Raw genomic sequence first — 15,794 nt, 5'->3', positions numbered from 1 at the left:
GCCTCTCAGCCGATCTCGAACACCGCGTCGATCTCGACCAGGGCATTGGCCGGCAGCGACGACACGCAGACCGCCGTGCGGGCATGCCGTCCGGCCTCGCCCCAGAGATCGATGAAAAGCTGCGAGGCGCCGTCGACGATCATCGGCCCGCTCTCGAAACCGGGAGGCGCCGAGACGAAACCGCCGAGACGCACGACCTCGCGGACCCGGCTCAGTGCGCCCAGCAGGCTGCGGGCAGAGAACAGGAGGTTCAGCGCGCACATCCGGGCCGCCGCCTGCGCCTCGGCCAGGTCGAAATCGTCCCCGGCCGGGCCGAAATACCGCGGCTCCCCCTCCCATTCGCAGATCTGCCCGGACAGGAACAGCAGATTGCCGCTGATCTTGCCCGGCAGGAACAGCGCCCGCGAGGGGGCGCTGTCGGGCAGCCGGTGCCCGAGCTCGCAAAGCCGGCTTTCGACCGGACAAAGGGTCATTGCTGGGGCTCTGGTGCGAAGCGGAGCGCCAGCGCGATCAGCGACAGATCCGAGCCGCGCGGCCCGATCAGCGACACCCCGTAGGGCGCCCCCTCGACCATGCCCGCGGGCATCACCACCTGCGGCAGCCCTGCCAGCCCCGCGACACAGAGAAGCCGCATCGCGTCATGACGGAAGCCGTCGAAGACCTCGACCGGCGCATCGAGCGCAAAGGGCGGGGCATGGACCGCCGGCGCCAGCAGGACGCCGTCGACCAGAAGTTCCTCGAGATGGGCGGTGAAGGCATGGCGGGTGGCGCGGGCCCTGTCGATCCCGGCCTCGTCGAGCGCCTCGGCCGCCGCCGCGCGCCCGTCGATGCCGCGCACCAGCGGCATGCCCGAGCTTCGGATGAAGGGCAGCACCGTGTCGCGGGCATCGGCGCCATTGGTCACCAGATAGGCGGCATAGGCCGCCGCCGCGCCCTCGGGATAGACCTCGACCTCGCGCGAGGGCATGGCCCCGAACGCAGCCTCCAGCACCGCGCGCGGCGCCTCGTCGAGCTGGGCCACCATGTCGGCGGGCCAGAGCAGATCGGGCATCTCGGGCAGCGGCACCGGGTCGGGCGCCATCAGCGCCGTGGCCGCCTTGAGAAGCGTGGCACCGTCCCGCGCCATGAGCCCGGCCGTGTCATAGCTCGGCGCCAGCGCCATCGCGCCCTCGAGCGGCACCCGGCCATGGGTGGGTCGAAGCCCCCAGACCCCGCAAAAGCTCGACGGTGCCCGGATCGAGCCGCCGGTATCGGTGCCAAGGGCGATATCGGCCAGTCCGGCGGCCACCGCGACCGCCGAGCCCGAGGAGGATCCGCCCGGAATGCGGTCGGGCGCCTTCGGGTTCACCGGGGTGCCGAAATGGGCATTCATTCCGTAAAGCGCCCAGGCCAGCTCGTCGGTATGGGTCTTGCCGACGAAGCGCGCGCCCGCATCGAGCAGGCGCTGAACGGCGGGGGCCGAGCTGTCGGCCTCGAGGCTCGCGGCCAGTTTCAGCGGGCAGCCGCAGCCGGTGCGGTAGCCCTTCACGTCGAACAGATCCTTGACCGCGAAGGTCAGCCCGGCCAGCGGACCGTCAGGGGCATTGTCCACCGCATTGGCGGGATAAGGCATAAAGGCATGATAGGCATCTTTCTCGATCAGCATCCAGTCACTCGGCAGGAACGGCCTCGTCGGCGCGCAGACAGGCCACGCGGCGCCGTGGCGCAGGGGTCAGAACCGGCGGCAGCCCGGCCCGGCAGTCGGGTCCGGCCAGCGCACAGCGCGGAGCGAAGGAACAGGAAGCGGGCCGGGTCTCCAGCGCGGGCGGCGCGCCCGGGATCGCGGCAAGCCGCTTGCCCCGTGCCACATCGTGCAGGTTGGCCGCCAGAAGCCCGCGCGTGTAGGGGTGGCGCGGATCCCGGATGATTTCACGGGTGGTGCCCTCTTCGACGATCCGGCCGGCATACATCACCGCGATCCGTTCCGAGACTTCCACCGCCACACCGATATCGTGGGTGACGAAGACCACCCCCATTCCGAATTCCTTCTGCAGTTCGCGCAGCAGAAGCAGAATCTGGATCTGGACGGTGGCGTCAAGAGCCGTTGTCGGTTCGTCGGCCAGCAGAAGCCGGGGCCGGCAGGCCAGCGCCAGCGCGATCATCACCCGCTGACGCATGCCGCCTGACAACTCATGCGGGAAATTCTGCAGCCGCCGCTCGGGCGATGGGATCCTGACGCGCCGGAGCATATCAAGCGCGACCTCCATCGCCTCGGCGCGCCGGACCCGCTTGTGCCGCATCACCGTCTCGGCGATCTGGGCGCCGACGGTGTAGACCGGGTCGAGCGCCAGCGCCGGCTCCTGGAACACCATCGACACCTCGCCGCCGCGATAGCGCCTCAGCGCCCGCCCCGACAGCCGCAGCACATCGGTGCCGCCGACCCGGATATCGCCCTCGATCTCGGTCCGTTTCGGCGGCAGGAGCCCCAGGAGCGCCTTCAGCGTGACGCTCTTGCCCGAACCGCTTTCGCCCAGAAGCGCCAGCGTCTCGCCCTGCCCCAGCGACAGCGACAGATCGTTGATGGCATGGACCGTGCGCGCGCCCCTGAAGCGGACGGAGAGGTTGCGGATGTCGAGAAGCGTGTCGGTCATGCGATCTTCCCCGCCTTTGGATGACCCGAGGCCGGGTCGTGAAGGTGGCAGGCGGCCAGATGGCCGCCGTCGTCGAGCGGGCGCAGCGCGGGCGCCTTGCGCCCGCAAAGCGTTGCGGCAAAGGGACAGCGGGTGTGAAACCGGCAGCCCTCGGGCGGGTCGATCGGGTTCGGCGGATCGCCCGTCAGGGGCGGTTCCTCGGTACGGTTGTCCGGGTCCATCGAGGGCATCGCCGAGAACAGCGAGCGGGTATAGGGATGGGCCTGCCGCGCCCAGATCGCCTCGACCGGCGCGACCTCGACCACCTCGCCCAGATACATCACCAGCACCCGGTCCGAGATGTAGCGCACCACGTTCAGATCATGGCTGATGAAGATATAGGTCAGCCCGAATTCGGCGCGCAGATCGGCCAGCAGGTTCAGGACCTGCGCCTCGACCGACTTGTCGAGCGCCGAGACCGCCTCGTCCAGCACCACCAGCCGGGGCGACATCGCCAGCGCCCGGGCGATGTTCACGCGCTGGCGCTGGCCGCCCGACAGCTCATGCGGATAGCGCTGGGCAAAGCGCGCAGGATCGAGCCCCACCCGGGTCAGCAGGCCATGGGCCCGCCCCATCGGGTCCGAAAGGCCCTGCACCCTGGCGCCGAAGGCCACCGACTCCTCGATGGTCAGCCGCGGGTTCAGCGAGGCATAGCTGTCCTGGAACACCATCTGGATGCCGCGGCGCAACTCGCGCAAGCTAAGCGTGTCGCCCAGCGCGTCGCCGTCGAAGATGATCTCGCCCCGGTCGCGCTCGATCAGCCCCACCGCCAGTCGTGCCGTGGTCGATTTGCCGCAGCCGGATTCGCCGACGATGCCCAGCGTCTCGCCCTTCCGGACCTCGAAGGAGACCCCGTCAACGGCCTGCACCATGGCCTGGGTGCGGCCGAGGATGCCGCCCCGGACGGGGAAGTATTTCCGCAGCCCCCGCACCGTCAAAAGGGGCTGGGCCGGGCCGCCGCGGTCGGGAAGAAGGTCGTAAAGCTCAGTCGCGGACATTCATCGCACTCCTCACGCCGTCGCTCAGCAGGTTGAGGCACAGCGAGGTGACGAAGATCATCACCCCCGGCAGCGCCGAGAGCCACGGATCGACATAGATCGCCGAGCGCAGCGTGTTCAGCATCAGGCCCCATTCCGGCTCGGGCGGGCGGACGCCGATCCCGAGGAAGGAAAGCCCCGCCGCGAGGATCATGCAGACGCTGGTCAGCGAGGTGGCATAGACGAAGATCGGCGACAGCACGTTGCCGATGACATGGACCCGGATCACGGTCAGCGCGCTGGCGCCGGTGGCGCGGGCCGCGTCGATGTAATCGAGACTGCGCACGCCCGAGGTCACCGCCTCGGCGACGCGGGTGATGGGCGGCACGAAGACGATGGTCAGCGAGACCAGCGAATTGACGATGCCCGCCCCCAGCGCACCCGAGATGGCGATGGCCAGAAGCACCGAGGGGAAGGCGAAGAAGACATCGACCACCCGCATGATGAGGGTGTTGAGCCTGCCGCCGACATAGCCCGCGACGATGCCTAGGGCCGTGCCGATGAAGAAGGCGAAGACCACCGGCATCAGCCCGATGAACAGCGTCAGCCGCCCGCCATGGATCAGACGGGCCAGCATGTCGCGGCCCTGCTCGTCGGTGCCGAGGAGATGGCCGGGCGTGCCGATGGGTTTCAGCCGCGCGATCATCGAGCCCTTGTAGGGATCGGCAAGCCCGAGATACGGCGCGAAGATCGCGGCGAGGATCAGCATGACGACCACGGCGAGGCAGAGCATCGAGACCGGGTCGCGCGCCAGCCGCCCGGCCACGCCCGCCCAGTAGCCCTTGCGCGCCTCGGGGGTCTGAACCGGCTCGAGGGTTTCGGTCAGCGCCATCGGCTCAGCTCCTCTTTATCCGCGGGTCGATGGCGGCCTGGGCCACGTCGACGATGAGGTTCATGGCGACGAAGAACAGCGCAAGCACCAGGATCGTGCCCTGCAGAAGCGGCAGGTCGCGCTGGAAGATCGCGTTCGACAGCAGAAAGCCCGAGCCCGGCCAGTTGAACACGGTCTCGATCAGGATCGAGCCGCCAAGCAGATAGCCCAGTTGCAGCCCCATCACCGACAGCGCGGTCGCGGCGGCATTGCGGCCGACATGGATCAGCACGTCGAGCCGGCTCATGCCCTTGGCGTAAAGCGCCTGCACGAAATCCATGCCGAGAATGTCGCCCGAGAGCGCCCGCACGGTGCGGGCGACGATGCCGATGGGCACCACCGCCAGCGTCACCGCGGGCAGGACCAGATGGCGCATATGCTCCCAGTTCCAGGACCAGTCGCGCGAGCCCCCGGGGCCCGCCCCCATCGAGGGCAGCCAGCCCAGATTGACCGAGAAGATGATGACAAGCACGATGCCGAGCCAGTAATTCGGCACCGAAACGCCCGCGATCGAGACCGCCGTCACCGCCTTGTCGAGCGCGGTGTCGCGGAAATAGCCGGCCAGAAAGCCGAGGAAGATGCCGATGGGAAAGGCGATGACGGCGGCGCTGAGCGCGAGCAGCAGCGAATTCTGCACCGCGCCGAAGACCTCGGCCGCGACCGGGCGCCCGGTCGCGATCGAGCGGCCCATATCGCCCTGCGCGAGATTGCCGACCCAGATCGCGTATTGCAGCGGCAGGGGCTTGTCCAAACCGTAGGCCGCGCGCATCGCCGCCTGTTCCTCGGCCGTGGCATCGACCGGCATGATCGCGGTCAGCGGGTCGCCGGGCGCGATCTGCACCAAGAGGAAGCAGATCACCGAAACGCCGAAGGCCACCGGCAGCACGAGGATCAGACGCCTGAGAAGATAGCTGAACATGGGGGGGCACTTTTTCCTTGGGAAAGTTCCTTGGGAAAGCGCCCCGCCGCGCCCGGGCGGCGGGGTCTTCGGGCCCGGACGGGCCGCTACTCCATCGTGATCGACGAGAAGTTCTGGTACCAGTTCTGGGCCTGCACGAAGCCCTTGACCCTCGGGCTCATGGCCCGCGGCGCCACGTCATGGGTCACCATCAGGAACAGCGCGTCATCGACGAATTTCTCATGCGTCCGGCGCATCACCTCATCCTGTTCGGCCGGATCGAAGGTGGTGCGGATCTGGTTGAACAGCTCCTCCATCCCGGGATCGCAGTAATGGCCCCAATTGGTGCCGTTCGGCGCGATCAGATCGCAGGCGAGATGCCGGATCAGCCCGGTGAACGGGTCCTGGATGAAATAGGTGAAGTTGATCGACTGGCTGCCCTCGACCGCCGGATCGGCCGCGCCCGCGCGCCAGAGATTGATCATCTGGTTCCACTCGACCACCATGAACTCGACATCGATGCCGACCTCGGCCAGGTTCTGCTGGATGTATTCGTTCATCGGCAGCGGCAGCATCTGGCCCGAGCCCGAGGGCGAGATCAGCGCCTTGACCTTCAGCCGCTTGTCGGGGCCGTAGCCCGCCTCGGCCAGCAGCTTCTTCGCCTCTTCGGGATCGTAGCGCACATCGAAGCTCGGATTGCCGAACCATTGCGAGCCGGGCGGCAGGAAGCCCTTGGCGGGCACCATCAGACCGCCCAGAAGTGCGCCCATCCCCTCGCGGTCGATGGCCAGGTTCGCGGCCTTGCGCACGCGGATGTCGTTCCAGGGCGAGCCCTCCAGCCGCGACAGATGCCAGGTCCAGTTATGCGGATAGGTGTTCGACGAGATCACGAAGCCGTTCGCCCGCATCGCCGGGATGGTGTCGGGCGCGGGCGCCTCGATCCAGTCGACCTGTCCCGACAGAAGAGCGGCCGCGCGGGCATTGGGCTCGGGCAGCGGGATCAGCACCAGCTTGTCGAGCTTCGGCACCCGGGTCTCGTCCCAGTATTCTGCGAAGGGCACCATCTCGGCGCGTTCGCGCGGCACAAATTCCTCGAGCTTCCAGGGACCGGTGCCCGAGGGCTCCATCGCGACCTTTTCCCAGTCCTTGTCATGGGCCTCCCAGTTGGCCTTCGAGGACATCAGGATCCAGGCCAGTTGATAGGGCAGCGTGGCATCGGGGGTATTGGTGGTGATCTCGAGCGTCAGCGGGTCGATGGCGCGATAGCTCGCGACGGCCGGGATCCGCGACTTGCCCTGCGCCGCCTGGCGCGGGTCGTATTGCTCGGAGCTGTCATCGAGCAGCTTGTCGAGGTTCCAGACCACGCTTTCGGCGGTGAACTCCGAGCCGTCATGGAAGGTGACGCCCTCGCGGATCCTGAAGATCCATTTCGTCTTGTCCTCGGCATCGACCGCCCATTCGGTGGCGAGCCCCGGGATCAGCGTCGAGGGCTTGTCGGCCGAGCTCAGGTCCCATTCGACAAGCGAGTCATAGACCGTGTAGCCCATGAAACGCATGCCCTCGCCGCCCTGATCGGCCTGGCCGGTGGTCAGCGGGATGTCGGCCGCGGTCATGCCGATCCGCAGCGTGCCCTGGGCCAGCGCCCCCTGCGCCGAGACCAGCCCCGCCGACAGCATGAGCATGGCGAAAGTCTTCTTTATTCCAAGCAAGTTGAACCTCCTTGTTCCGTCCCGCGGGCATCCTGTCGCCGCGTCCCGCGGTCACTTTGCCCCAGCGCTGCCGGATCAGGAGGGTCAGGCGCGGTCCGGCAGGATGCCGCAGCGCCCAAAAAACGGCGAATGCCTGAAATTTAATCTTCTTGGGAGGGCATGATGAAATGGCATGCCAGAATGGGGAAGGAGACCTGCCTCGAATCGCAGGCCCGGCCACGGCCGGACCAAGGCGCGCTCAGGTCTCTTCGCCGCGATCCGCCTTGCGACGCACGGTCTGGCGGCGCTCGTTATGACGGCGTTCGTGGCGGCCGCCGATCAGCCGGGCCGCATCGGCCAGCGTCAGGAGCGGCGGCAGCGTCGTGGGCGCGGCCAGATAGCGCGGCCGCCAGTCGGGATCGAACTTGGCCTTGAAGGCGCGCAGCCCCTCGAAATTGTAGAAGCTGCGGCCATGGCGGTAGATCAGCGCGCCGAAGCGGTCCCAGAGCCTGCGGCTGCGTTCGGGGCTCAGCCCCGAGAGCGGGGCCATTCCCAGCGAGAAGGCGGCATGGCCCTCTTCCTTCAGCCGCAGCATCAGCGCGGTGAACAGGAACTCCATGGTGCCGGAGGGGGCATCCTCGACATGGCGCATCAGATCGATGGCGGCCTGGGCCCGGCTGTCAGTGACCAGCACATTGGCGAAGGCCACCACCCGGCCGTCCTGGCGCACCGTCGCCACCGGCCAGCGGTTCAGCCAGCCGGGATCGAAGCGGCCGACCGAAAACCCCTTCTCGCGCGCCCGCTTGGCCGAAAGCCAGGCCTCGGACACGACCCCGAGCTCGGCCAGGAAAGCGGGCGCATGGGGCGGCTCGGCCCAGTCCAGCGACAAGCCGTCCCGCAGCGCCCGGGCATGCGCCGCCCGAAGCTTCTTTCGCGCCGATCCCTCAAGCGAAAACGCGGTCAGATCGACCACCGCCTCCTCGCCCATCTTGTGCAGCGACAGTCCCAGATCGAGCATGATCGGCACATCGGCGGCCCGGACTTCGTAGAAGGCGGGCCGCGCACCCGCGCGCCGGGCCGCGTCGACGAAGGCGAAGGCCACGTCCTCGGCGGCATCGGCAGGCCCGACCGGGCCGCCATAGGCGATCCAGGACCGCCCCGACACCGCGAACATCACGAAGGCGCGGCCGTCATCCGATACCAGGATCGACTTGTCGCCGGTCAGCGCGAAGCCCGCATCGGGGTTGTCGCCGCCCGCCGCGATGCGCCCCGCCCGCTCCAGATCCTCCCCGGCCGGCGGCACCGCCGTGACCCGGGGCGTGCGCAACAGGATCAGAAGCGCCCCCAGCCCCAGAACGAGGCTGCCCAGCAACCCCGCCCGCAACGCCCGCGGCGCGCGCTCGTTCACCGCGAACTGCCACCAGAGCTCATGCGCATAGGGCGTGTCCTTATGCGCGAAGAACAGCACGAAGCCGAAGCCCGCGATCAGCGCCACGGTCAGCGCGCCCCAGGCCGGGGTCAGCGTGGCATGGCTCAGCATGGTGTGGCGGTGAAAGGCATGGCGGAAGGGCAGCAGCAGCAGCGCGCCGGTCGCCAGCAGCACCGCGCGGTCGAGATCGACCCCCTGTACCAGCGCCACCGCCGCCCCCGCCTCCATCACCGCGACGGCCAGCCAGAACGCCGCCAGCGCGCGGCGCATCACCCCGAAGGAGATCAGCACCAGCGCCGAGCCGATCACGCTGGAAGCCAGCGCCGAACCCTCGATAAACGGAAGCGGGAACAGCTCTTCGGCGGCGCGCGCGGCTTCGGTGGCGGGCGGCAGGATCGAGGCGACGCTCATCCAGAGCCCGGCCCCGAGGATCATGGTACCCAGCACCATCGGCGCGATCCGTTCGACGGCGCGGAAGGCCGGATCGACGGCGGCCAGCGCGCGGCCCCACTGGCCCCGCGGCAGGCGCCCTCCGGCCGAGCGGAACAGCTCGTAGCCCGCCAGCGCGAGCAGCGCGAGGAAGAAGGGCACGAGGAAATAGATCAGCCGGTAAAGCAGGAGCGACGCCGCCACCGCGGATACCGGCGTCGAGGCGGGCATCGCCGCGATCACCACCGCCTCGAAGACCCCGATGCCGCCCGGCACATGGCTGAGCACCCCGGCCATGGTCGCCGCCGCGAACAGCGCGAGGAAGGTGGCGAAGCCGAGATCGTTCGCGGGCAGAAGCAGATAGAGCGTGGCGGCGGCGAAGCCGATATCGCCGAGACAGAAGACCAGCTGCGCCGCCAGATCGCGCGGCACGGGCGCGCGCAGGGTGAAGCGGCCGAGCCGGAGCTGGCGCTGCCGGACCGAGGCCCAGAGCAGCGGCAGCGCGATCACCGCCATCCCGCCCAGCGCCAGCGTCCGGACCGTGCCATGGGCGAAGGGCAGGATCGCCACCAGCGCTCCGGGATGCACGGCCAGCGCGCCGAGCCCGACCAGCGTTGCCGCGACCCCGAACGAGACCGCCGCGAAGGTCGATACCGCGGCCACGTCATAGCCGTCGAGCCCCAGCGCCGAATAGATCCGCCAGCGCACCGCCCCGCCCGAGACCGCCGACAGCCCGATGGTATTGCCGAAGGCATAGGCCATGAACCCGCCCGCCAGCACCACCGGGAAGTTCAGCGGCTTGCCGATGAAGCGCAGTGCCGACCAGTCATAGCCCACGAGCGAGACATAGCTTGCCGCCGTCGCGGCCAGGGCAAGGCCGACCGTCGACCAGGGCGTGGCGCGCACCTGCGCCACCACATCGGTGAAATCGACCGGGGCCAGCAGCCGGTACAGCGCGAAAAGGCCCAGAACGAACAGCCCGGCGGCCAGCACATAGGGGAAGATCGCCCGCAGGCGCACCCACCGCCCGGCAGAGGCGGTCTCGGGCTTGGCATCCTCGGTCAAGGCTTCACTCGTTTCCCGTTCCGGTTGAATCCAGTTCTACCATCATCCGGGACGCGGTGACACCGCCAATTCCGGGCCGGCTCCCGACGGAGGGCACTGCGCACAGCGCACGGGCCTGGACTGGACCTGACTGGCCTGCGTCCCGCCACGCGCGGCAGCAACCTCCCGGCCTCCAGCTACTGCGCGCGCCGGCGAATGACCAGAGATCAGTTGCGCCCCGCGCCCCGCCACGAGGAAAAACGGTGCGACGCGGGACGGGCACTGACCCGCTACCAGCTGGCGGTCGCCTCCATCGCCACCGGCCCGCCCGCCTGCGCGCTCCAGAGCCGCAGGCTGTCGCCCTCGGAACTGGCATGCAGCTCCATGTCGGCGGTGTCGAACACGGTCGAGACACTGCGGAAGGCAAAGCGCGACGGGCAGGCCCCCTTCAGCTCGGTCGCGAATTGCACAAGCAGCGTCGCCTGCAACGGCCCGTGCACGACAAGCCCCGGATAGCCCTCGACCTCGCAGGCATAGGACCGGTCGTAATGGATGCGGTGGCCGTTGAAGGTCAGCGCCGAATAGCGGAACAGCAGCACCGGCCCCGGGGTCAGACGCCTGACCGAGCCGCCTTCGGCCGCCGGGTCCGCCGTCGAGGGCCTGAACGGGGCGGCGGCGCGATAGACCAGATCCTGCCGCTCGGTCAGCGCGAGCCGGCCGCGGGCGCGGATCCTGTGCTCGACCGTCACGAACAGCAGGGGCCCCGAGCGGCCCTGTTTCAGCGCGACATCGGTGATGGTCGAGCGGCGGGTGACACTGTCGCCGATCCGGAGCGGCGTGTGGAAGCGGAACGCGCCGCCCGCCCACATCCGCCGGGGCAGCGGCACCGGCGGCAGGAAGCCGCCCCGCGCCGGATGGCCGTCCTCGCCCAGCCCCGCGCCCGCCACCGTGGGCTGGGCAAGACAGAGATGGATCAGCGGCGGCGCCTCGGCCCCCTGTTTCAGCGGCCAGCGCCGGTCGAAGGTGGCGGCGAAGCGGCGCACCAGATCGGCGCTCAGCCGCTCGGTCGCGCTGTCCTCGCGGCCGATCCAGCCGCGCAGATGCTCGATATCGAGATCCATTCAGTCCTCCCGGGGCCTGAGCGCGGGCACAGGGCCGTAATGGCGCGTCTCGCCCTCGACGCGGGCGGCGGGCGCGGGCATCGCGACCGGGCCGTTGGGGCTGTCGACCTCGATCCGGCGCAGATGCGGATGGGCCGACAGCCCGGCCATGTCATTGACCGAGGCAAAGGCGATATCGGCGGCGACCAGCGCGGCCTCGGCCTCGACGGCGCTGTGCCGGGCGAAAGCGGCAGCGACGATCCGGTCGGTCTCGGCCCGGTTCCGGACCCGCGCCACATTGGTCGCGAAGCGCGGATCCGTGCCAAGCCCGGGCGCGCCCAGAACCCCCTCGGCCAGCTGGCGCCATTCGCGGTCGCTCTGGACCGAGATCAGGATCGGGCGCCCGTCCTTCGGCTGGAACGCCCCATAGGGCGCGATCGAGGGATGGGCGAGCCCCACCCGCCCCGGCGGACGCCCGGCCTCGTGGTTCAGAAGCGGCACGGTCAGCCATTCGGCCATCACGTCGAACATCGAAATCGAGATCCGCGCCCCCTGCCCGGTCGCGCCGCGCCGGATCAGCGCCTCGAGGATCGCGGCATGCGCCGTGGCCCCGGTCGCGATGTCGACGACCGAGACGCCGACCCGCGCCGGTTCCCCCGGTCCGCCGGTGATCGAGGACAGTCCCGACTCCGCCTGGATCAGCAGATCATAGGCCTTGCGGTCGGCCAGCGGCCCCTCGGTGCCATAGCCCGAGATCGCGCAGGAGATCAGCCGCGGATAATCCCGCGCCAGCACCGCGTCGGAAAACCCGAGCCGGGTCAGCGCGCCCGGTTTGAGGTTCTGCACCAGCACATCGGCCCCGGCCAGCAGATCCGCCAGTGCCGCGCGCCCGGCCTCGGAGGCCAGATCGAGCGTCCGGCTCTCCTTGCCGCGATTGAGCCAGACGAAATAGCTGGATTGCCCGGCCGCGGCATCGTCATAACCGCGCGCGAAATCGCCGCCGGGCCGCTCGATCTTGACGACATGGGCGCCCGCATCGGCCAGCCGCGCGGTCGCGAAGGGGGCGGCCACCGCCTGTTCGACCGCGACCACCTCGATGCCGTCGAGCGGGCGCATCAGAACGACCTCGGCAGGCCCAGCACGTGTTCGGCCACGTAGCTGAGGATGAGATTGGTCGAGATCGGCGCCACCTGGTAAAGCCGGGTCTCGCGGAACTTGCGTTCGACATCGTATTCGCAGGCAAAGCCGAAGCCGCCATGGAATTGCAGGCAGGCATTGGCGGCCTCCCACGACGCCTTTGCCGCGAGATACTTGGCCATGTTGGCCTGGGCACCGCAGGGCTGACCGGCATCGTACATCCGGCAGGCCTCGAAGCGCATCAGGCTGGCGGCCTCGACCTCGATGAAGGCCTCGGCAATCGGGAACTGCACGCCCTGGTTCTGCCCGATCGGGCGGCCGAAGACCTGGCGTTCGCGGACATAGGCGCTGACCTTGTCGGTGAACCAGTAGCCGTCGCCGATGCACTCGGCCGCGATCAGCGTGCGTTCGGCATTGAGCCCGGTCAGGATGTATCTGAACCCCTGCCCCTCCTCGCCGATCAGGTTCTCGGCCGGGATCTCGAGATTGTCGAAGAACAGCTCGTTGGTCTCGTGATTGACCATGTTGGGGATCGGCTGCACCGTCATGCCCGAGCCCATTGCCTCGGGGATATCGACGAGGAAGATCGACAGGCCCTCGGATTTCTTCGCGACCTCGGCCAGCGGCGTCGTGCGGGCCAGAAGGATCATCAGGTCGGAATGCTGGACCCGGCTGATCCAGACCTTCTGGCCATTGATGACATAGCGGTCGCCCTTCTTCACCGCCGTGGTCTTGATCCGGGTGGTGTCGGTGCCGGTGGTGGGTTCGGTCACGCCCATCGACTGCAGCCGCAGCTCGCCCGCCGCAATCTTCGGCAGGTAGCGGCGGCGCTGCTCTTCCGAGCCGTGCCGGACCAGCGTCGTCATGTTGTACATCTGGCCGTGACAGGCGCCCGAATTGCCGCCCGAGCGGTTGATCTCTTCCATGATCACCGAGGCCTCGGTCAGCCCGAGCCCCGAGCCGCCATACTCTTCCGGGATCAGCGCCGCCATCCAGCCCGCCTCGGTCAGCGCCTGCACGAAGGCCTCGGGATAGCCGCGCTCCTCGTCGATGCGGCGGTGGTATTCGGGCGGGAAGGTCGCGCAAAGCGCGCGGATGGCGTCGCGGATGTCCTGATGGGGGTCGGTCTGCATGGGGTCCTGCCTTGGGCGTTTCAGTCAGAAGAGCCAGAACCAGCCCATCATGCAAATATATTCTTTGCCTAACCGTCATATGTTTTTTATATGATCTGAAGGCTGGAGCTTTCGGGCATGGGCATGGATCTGCGGCAGCTGCGCTATTTCCTCGAAATCGTCGAACGCGGCTCGATCACCGGGGCCGCGGGCACGCTGAACGTCGCCCAGCCGGCGCTTTCGCTGCATGTGCGCAACCTCGAGGGCCAGCTCGGCACGCGGCTGCTGCTGCGCCGGCCGACCGGGGTCGTGCCGACCGAGGCGGGCGAGATCCTGGCGCGACGGGCACGCTCGATCCTGGCCGAGGTGGCGCGGACCGAGGCCGAGATCCGAAGCCTCGAGACCGACCCGTCGGGCCGCGTCGCCATCGGGCTGACAGGCACCATCGGCGGACTTCTGGCGGTGCCGCTGATCGAGGCGCTGCGCGAGCGCTATCCCCAGATCACGCTGCAGATCGCCGAGGCTATGAGCGGCTTCGTCGCCGGGTGGCTGTCGGAGGGCCGGGTCGATCTGGCGGTGCTCTACGAGGCGCCCGCCGATCCCGGGCTGGCCTGCGACCCGCTGCTGGAAGAGGAACTGGTCGTGCTCTGGCCGCCAGACCGGCGCGCTCCGCCCGAGATCACGCTGGCCGCGCTCGAGGGCGTGCCTCTGGTCCTGCCGAGCCGGGCGCATGGGCTGCGCCGGATGATCGACGCCGAGCTGTCCGGCGTGGGCATCACGGCCGAGCTGGCCGTCGAGATCGACTCCTACGCCAATATCAAGAACCTCGTCGCGGCGGGGTTCGGGGCATCGGTCCTGCCCTGGCACGCGGTCGCACCCGAGGCCGGGACCGGCGCGCTGACCGTCAGCCGGATAGAGGCACCGGGCCTCTGGCGCGGCGCCTGGCTGATCCGGCCGGACGCGCGGCCAGTGACCCGCGCCCAGGAGGCCGTGGCCGAGACCCTGCGCGCCGTGGTGGGCGAGCTTCTGGCGGACGGGGTCTGGGCCGCGGCACGCGCCCCCTCATCGGGATGTCCGGCGCCCGGCGCAGAGCGTTGAATGCCGTGCCCCGACCCGGCAGGCGCAGAGCGCGTGCCACGTCGCAAGCCTCAGGGGTTGCCCGTGCTGTCCTGCCATCGCTCTTCCTGGCGCACCTGCTTTGGCCATGGGCTGTCGGCAGGTCGGGACGACAAGCATCAGGCCGGACGCCGCCGCCGCTGCATCGCGCGGAAATTCCCCGGGACCGGCGAAGGCAGGCGGGGCGAGGGAACATCATCCTTCGGGGCCTGGCCCGCACCCGGGCTCTGCGCCGGGTCTTGCCCCTCAAGGCGCCTCACGTTCCGCTGCATGCCCCTTATGGAGGCCCCGCCATCCGTCCCGCCCCGATTTTTGCCTGATCCGCGCCCCGATGACGGCCGGGCCCCGGGACAGTCGAGAAAAGCCCTGACGGCTTGCGTCGCCGGCAGCTTGCCCCGCCGGCCGGAACCCGGCGAAGCAGGGCCGGTCTCCCTGCCCTGATTGCGACATCCCGCCCCGAGCCCCGGCCCCGGCTGTTCCGGCCCTAACCCGCCGCCGGGCCGCGCCGGAACAGCCGGGCCGACATCGGTTGTGTCAGGGTGAAGGCCGTGCCCTCGCGCCCCGCGCGGGCGCGGAAGGCCGCGCGCAGGGCCGCGGTCAGATCCGGAGGCAGCGCGCCGCGCTCGGGCGCAAAGGACGAGATCCGGCCCAGAAAGGCGTCGAAATCCTCATAGGTCTCGCGCCGGACATAGTCGAAGGCCCGGGTCTCGGTCAGCACCCCCGCCGCCGCCGCCCCATCCAGCGCCGCCTGAGCCGCGTTGCGGATCCCGGTCTCGTCATCGACTGTCGCGATCACCTGGCTCAGATCGCCCTCGACCCGGGGCTCGATCACGACCAGCATCGCCTCGGGTGCGATCACCCGCGCCGCCTCGGCCAGCGCATCTCCCATCGCCTCGACCGGGATGTGATGCAGCGCATTGACGATGACCGCGATGTCGAAGGCCGCGTCCGGATAGGGCATCGCCTCGGCCTGGGCCACGTCGATGCCGGGCACGCCGGCCGCCTGGGGAAAGGGTTCGAGCCCGCGCCAGTCGGCCCCGGCCGCGCGGAAGGGCGCGGCCAGCCCGCCCCGGCCGCAGCCGATATCGAGCACGCGCCGCCCTTTCAGCGGCGACAGGATCTCAAGAAGCACGTCAAGCGTGGTGCGGATCGGGTCGGTCATGCGGGCGGCCTCCGGATACTGCGTTATGACCGTTCCCTAGGCGCCTTCGCCCGCCAAGGCAATTCCGCGCAAGCGCCAGGACGAGGCAGCGCCTGCCCGAGA

General features: G+C 69.3%; 13 protein-coding genes. 1 reads left to right on the top strand and 12 read right to left on the bottom strand.

Annotated elements, in window-relative coordinates; translation table 11 throughout:
• Positions 1-5: 5 nt before the first annotated feature.
• The 11 genes from B5V46_RS07965 to B5V46_RS07915 form a co-directional block, all read right to left on the bottom strand.
• Complete coding sequence (locus tag B5V46_RS07965; RefSeq protein WP_080616102.1) at positions 6-473, bottom strand: RidA family protein; 468 nt, start codon at positions 471-473, stop codon at positions 6-8.
• Positions 470-1,645: an amidase gene (locus B5V46_RS07960; protein ID WP_080616101.1), complete on the bottom strand. Its 1,176-nt coding sequence runs from the start codon at positions 1,643-1,645 to the stop codon at positions 470-472. The genes B5V46_RS07965 and B5V46_RS07960 overlap by 4 nt, the downstream gene beginning before the upstream one ends.
• Before the next feature lie 4 nt (positions 1,646-1,649).
• Positions 1,650-2,630 carry an ABC transporter ATP-binding protein gene (locus tag B5V46_RS07955; RefSeq protein ID WP_080616100.1) on the bottom strand — a complete coding sequence of 327 codons (981 nt, stop codon included), beginning with the start codon at positions 2,628-2,630 and terminating at the stop codon, positions 1,650-1,652.
• Entirely contained in the window at positions 2,627-3,667 is a 1,041-nt protein-coding gene (locus tag B5V46_RS07950) for an ABC transporter ATP-binding protein (RefSeq protein WP_080616099.1), read from the bottom strand. Before B5V46_RS07950 ends, B5V46_RS07955 begins: the two co-directional genes overlap by 4 nt.
• Positions 3,654-4,538: an ABC transporter permease gene (locus B5V46_RS07945; protein WP_080616098.1), complete on the bottom strand. Its 885-nt coding sequence runs from the start codon at positions 4,536-4,538 to the stop codon at positions 3,654-3,656. Before B5V46_RS07945 ends, B5V46_RS07950 begins: the two co-directional genes overlap by 14 nt.
• Positions 4,539-4,542: 4 nt before the next feature.
• Positions 4,543-5,496 (bottom strand): ABC transporter permease, encoded by a 954-nt coding sequence (locus tag B5V46_RS07940; protein ID WP_080616097.1) that lies wholly within the window; start codon positions 5,494-5,496, stop codon positions 4,543-4,545.
• Positions 5,497-5,582: 86 nt separating this feature from the next.
• Positions 5,583-7,157 carry an ABC transporter substrate-binding protein gene (locus B5V46_RS07935; protein ID WP_080616096.1) on the bottom strand — a complete coding sequence of 525 codons (1,575 nt, stop codon included), beginning with the start codon at positions 7,155-7,157 and terminating at the stop codon, positions 5,583-5,585.
• Between the two features lie 265 nt (positions 7,158-7,422).
• Positions 7,423-10,086: a bifunctional lysylphosphatidylglycerol flippase/synthetase MprF gene (mprF, locus tag B5V46_RS07930; RefSeq protein ID WP_080616095.1), complete on the bottom strand. Its 2,664-nt coding sequence runs from the start codon at positions 10,084-10,086 to the stop codon at positions 7,423-7,425.
• Positions 10,087-10,355: 269 nt separating this feature from the next.
• Positions 10,356-11,186, bottom strand: a complete 831-nt coding sequence (locus B5V46_RS07925; protein ID WP_080616094.1) for a MaoC family dehydratase N-terminal domain-containing protein — start codon at positions 11,184-11,186, stop codon at positions 10,356-10,358.
• Entirely contained in the window at positions 11,187-12,281 is a 1,095-nt protein-coding gene (locus tag B5V46_RS07920; protein ID WP_080616093.1) for a CaiB/BaiF CoA-transferase family protein, read from the bottom strand.
• Positions 12,281-13,435 carry an acyl-CoA dehydrogenase family protein gene (locus B5V46_RS07915; RefSeq protein WP_080616092.1) on the bottom strand — a complete coding sequence of 385 codons (1,155 nt, stop codon included), beginning with the start codon at positions 13,433-13,435 and terminating at the stop codon, positions 12,281-12,283. Before B5V46_RS07915 ends, B5V46_RS07920 begins: the two co-directional genes overlap by 1 nt.
• A 123-nt stretch (positions 13,436-13,558) precedes the next feature.
• On the opposite strand from B5V46_RS07915, the gene B5V46_RS07910 reads away from it, so the two are divergent.
• Complete coding sequence (locus tag B5V46_RS07910) at positions 13,559-14,512, top strand: LysR family transcriptional regulator (protein WP_196774374.1); 954 nt, start codon at positions 13,559-13,561, stop codon at positions 14,510-14,512.
• A 502-nt stretch (positions 14,513-15,014) separates the two neighbouring features.
• Here the strand turns inward: B5V46_RS07910 and B5V46_RS07905 are convergent.
• Complete coding sequence (locus tag B5V46_RS07905) at positions 15,015-15,692, bottom strand: class I SAM-dependent methyltransferase (protein WP_080616090.1); 678 nt, start codon at positions 15,690-15,692, stop codon at positions 15,015-15,017.
• Positions 15,693-15,794: the final 102 nt, after the last annotated feature.

This window comes from Rhodovulum sp. MB263 (assembly GCF_002073975.1).
Lineage (GTDB): Bacteria > Pseudomonadota > Alphaproteobacteria > Rhodobacterales > Rhodobacteraceae > Rhodovulum.
Note: the sequence above shows the minus strand (reverse complement) of the source record. Positions and strands in the feature narration are given on the sequence as shown.

What these genes read in the sequence shown, in the direction of transcription:
- B5V46_RS07965 (WP_080616102.1), bottom strand. Translation starts at nt 473, where the DNA reads ATGACCCTTTGTCCGGTCGAAAGCCGGCTTTGCGAGCTCGGGCACCGG.
- B5V46_RS07960 (WP_080616101.1), bottom strand. Translation starts at nt 1,645, where the DNA reads ATGCTGATCGAGAAAGATGCCTATCATGCCTTTATGCCTTATCCCGCC.
- B5V46_RS07955 (WP_080616100.1), bottom strand. Translation starts at nt 2,630, where the DNA reads ATGACCGACACGCTTCTCGACATCCGCAACCTCTCCGTCCGCTTCAGG.
- B5V46_RS07950 (WP_080616099.1), bottom strand. Translation starts at nt 3,667, where the DNA reads ATGTCCGCGACTGAGCTTTACGACCTTCTTCCCGACCGCGGCGGCCCG.
- B5V46_RS07945 (WP_080616098.1), bottom strand. Translation starts at nt 4,538, where the DNA reads ATGGCGCTGACCGAAACCCTCGAGCCGGTTCAGACCCCCGAGGCGCGC.
- B5V46_RS07940 (WP_080616097.1), bottom strand. Translation starts at nt 5,496, where the DNA reads ATGTTCAGCTATCTTCTCAGGCGTCTGATCCTCGTGCTGCCGGTGGCC.
- B5V46_RS07935 (WP_080616096.1), bottom strand. Translation starts at nt 7,157, where the DNA reads ATGCTCATGCTGTCGGCGGGGCTGGTCTCGGCGCAGGGGGCGCTGGCC.
- B5V46_RS07925 (WP_080616094.1), bottom strand. Translation starts at nt 11,186, where the DNA reads ATGGATCTCGATATCGAGCATCTGCGCGGCTGGATCGGCCGCGAGGAC.
- B5V46_RS07920 (WP_080616093.1), bottom strand. Translation starts at nt 12,281, where the DNA reads ATGCGCCCGCTCGACGGCATCGAGGTGGTCGCGGTCGAACAGGCGGTG.
- B5V46_RS07915 (WP_080616092.1), bottom strand. Translation starts at nt 13,435, where the DNA reads ATGCAGACCGACCCCCATCAGGACATCCGCGACGCCATCCGCGCGCTT.
- B5V46_RS07910 (WP_196774374.1), top strand. Translation starts at nt 13,559, where the DNA reads ATGGATCTGCGGCAGCTGCGCTATTTCCTCGAAATCGTCGAACGCGGC.
- B5V46_RS07905 (WP_080616090.1), bottom strand. Translation starts at nt 15,692, where the DNA reads ATGACCGACCCGATCCGCACCACGCTTGACGTGCTTCTTGAGATCCTG.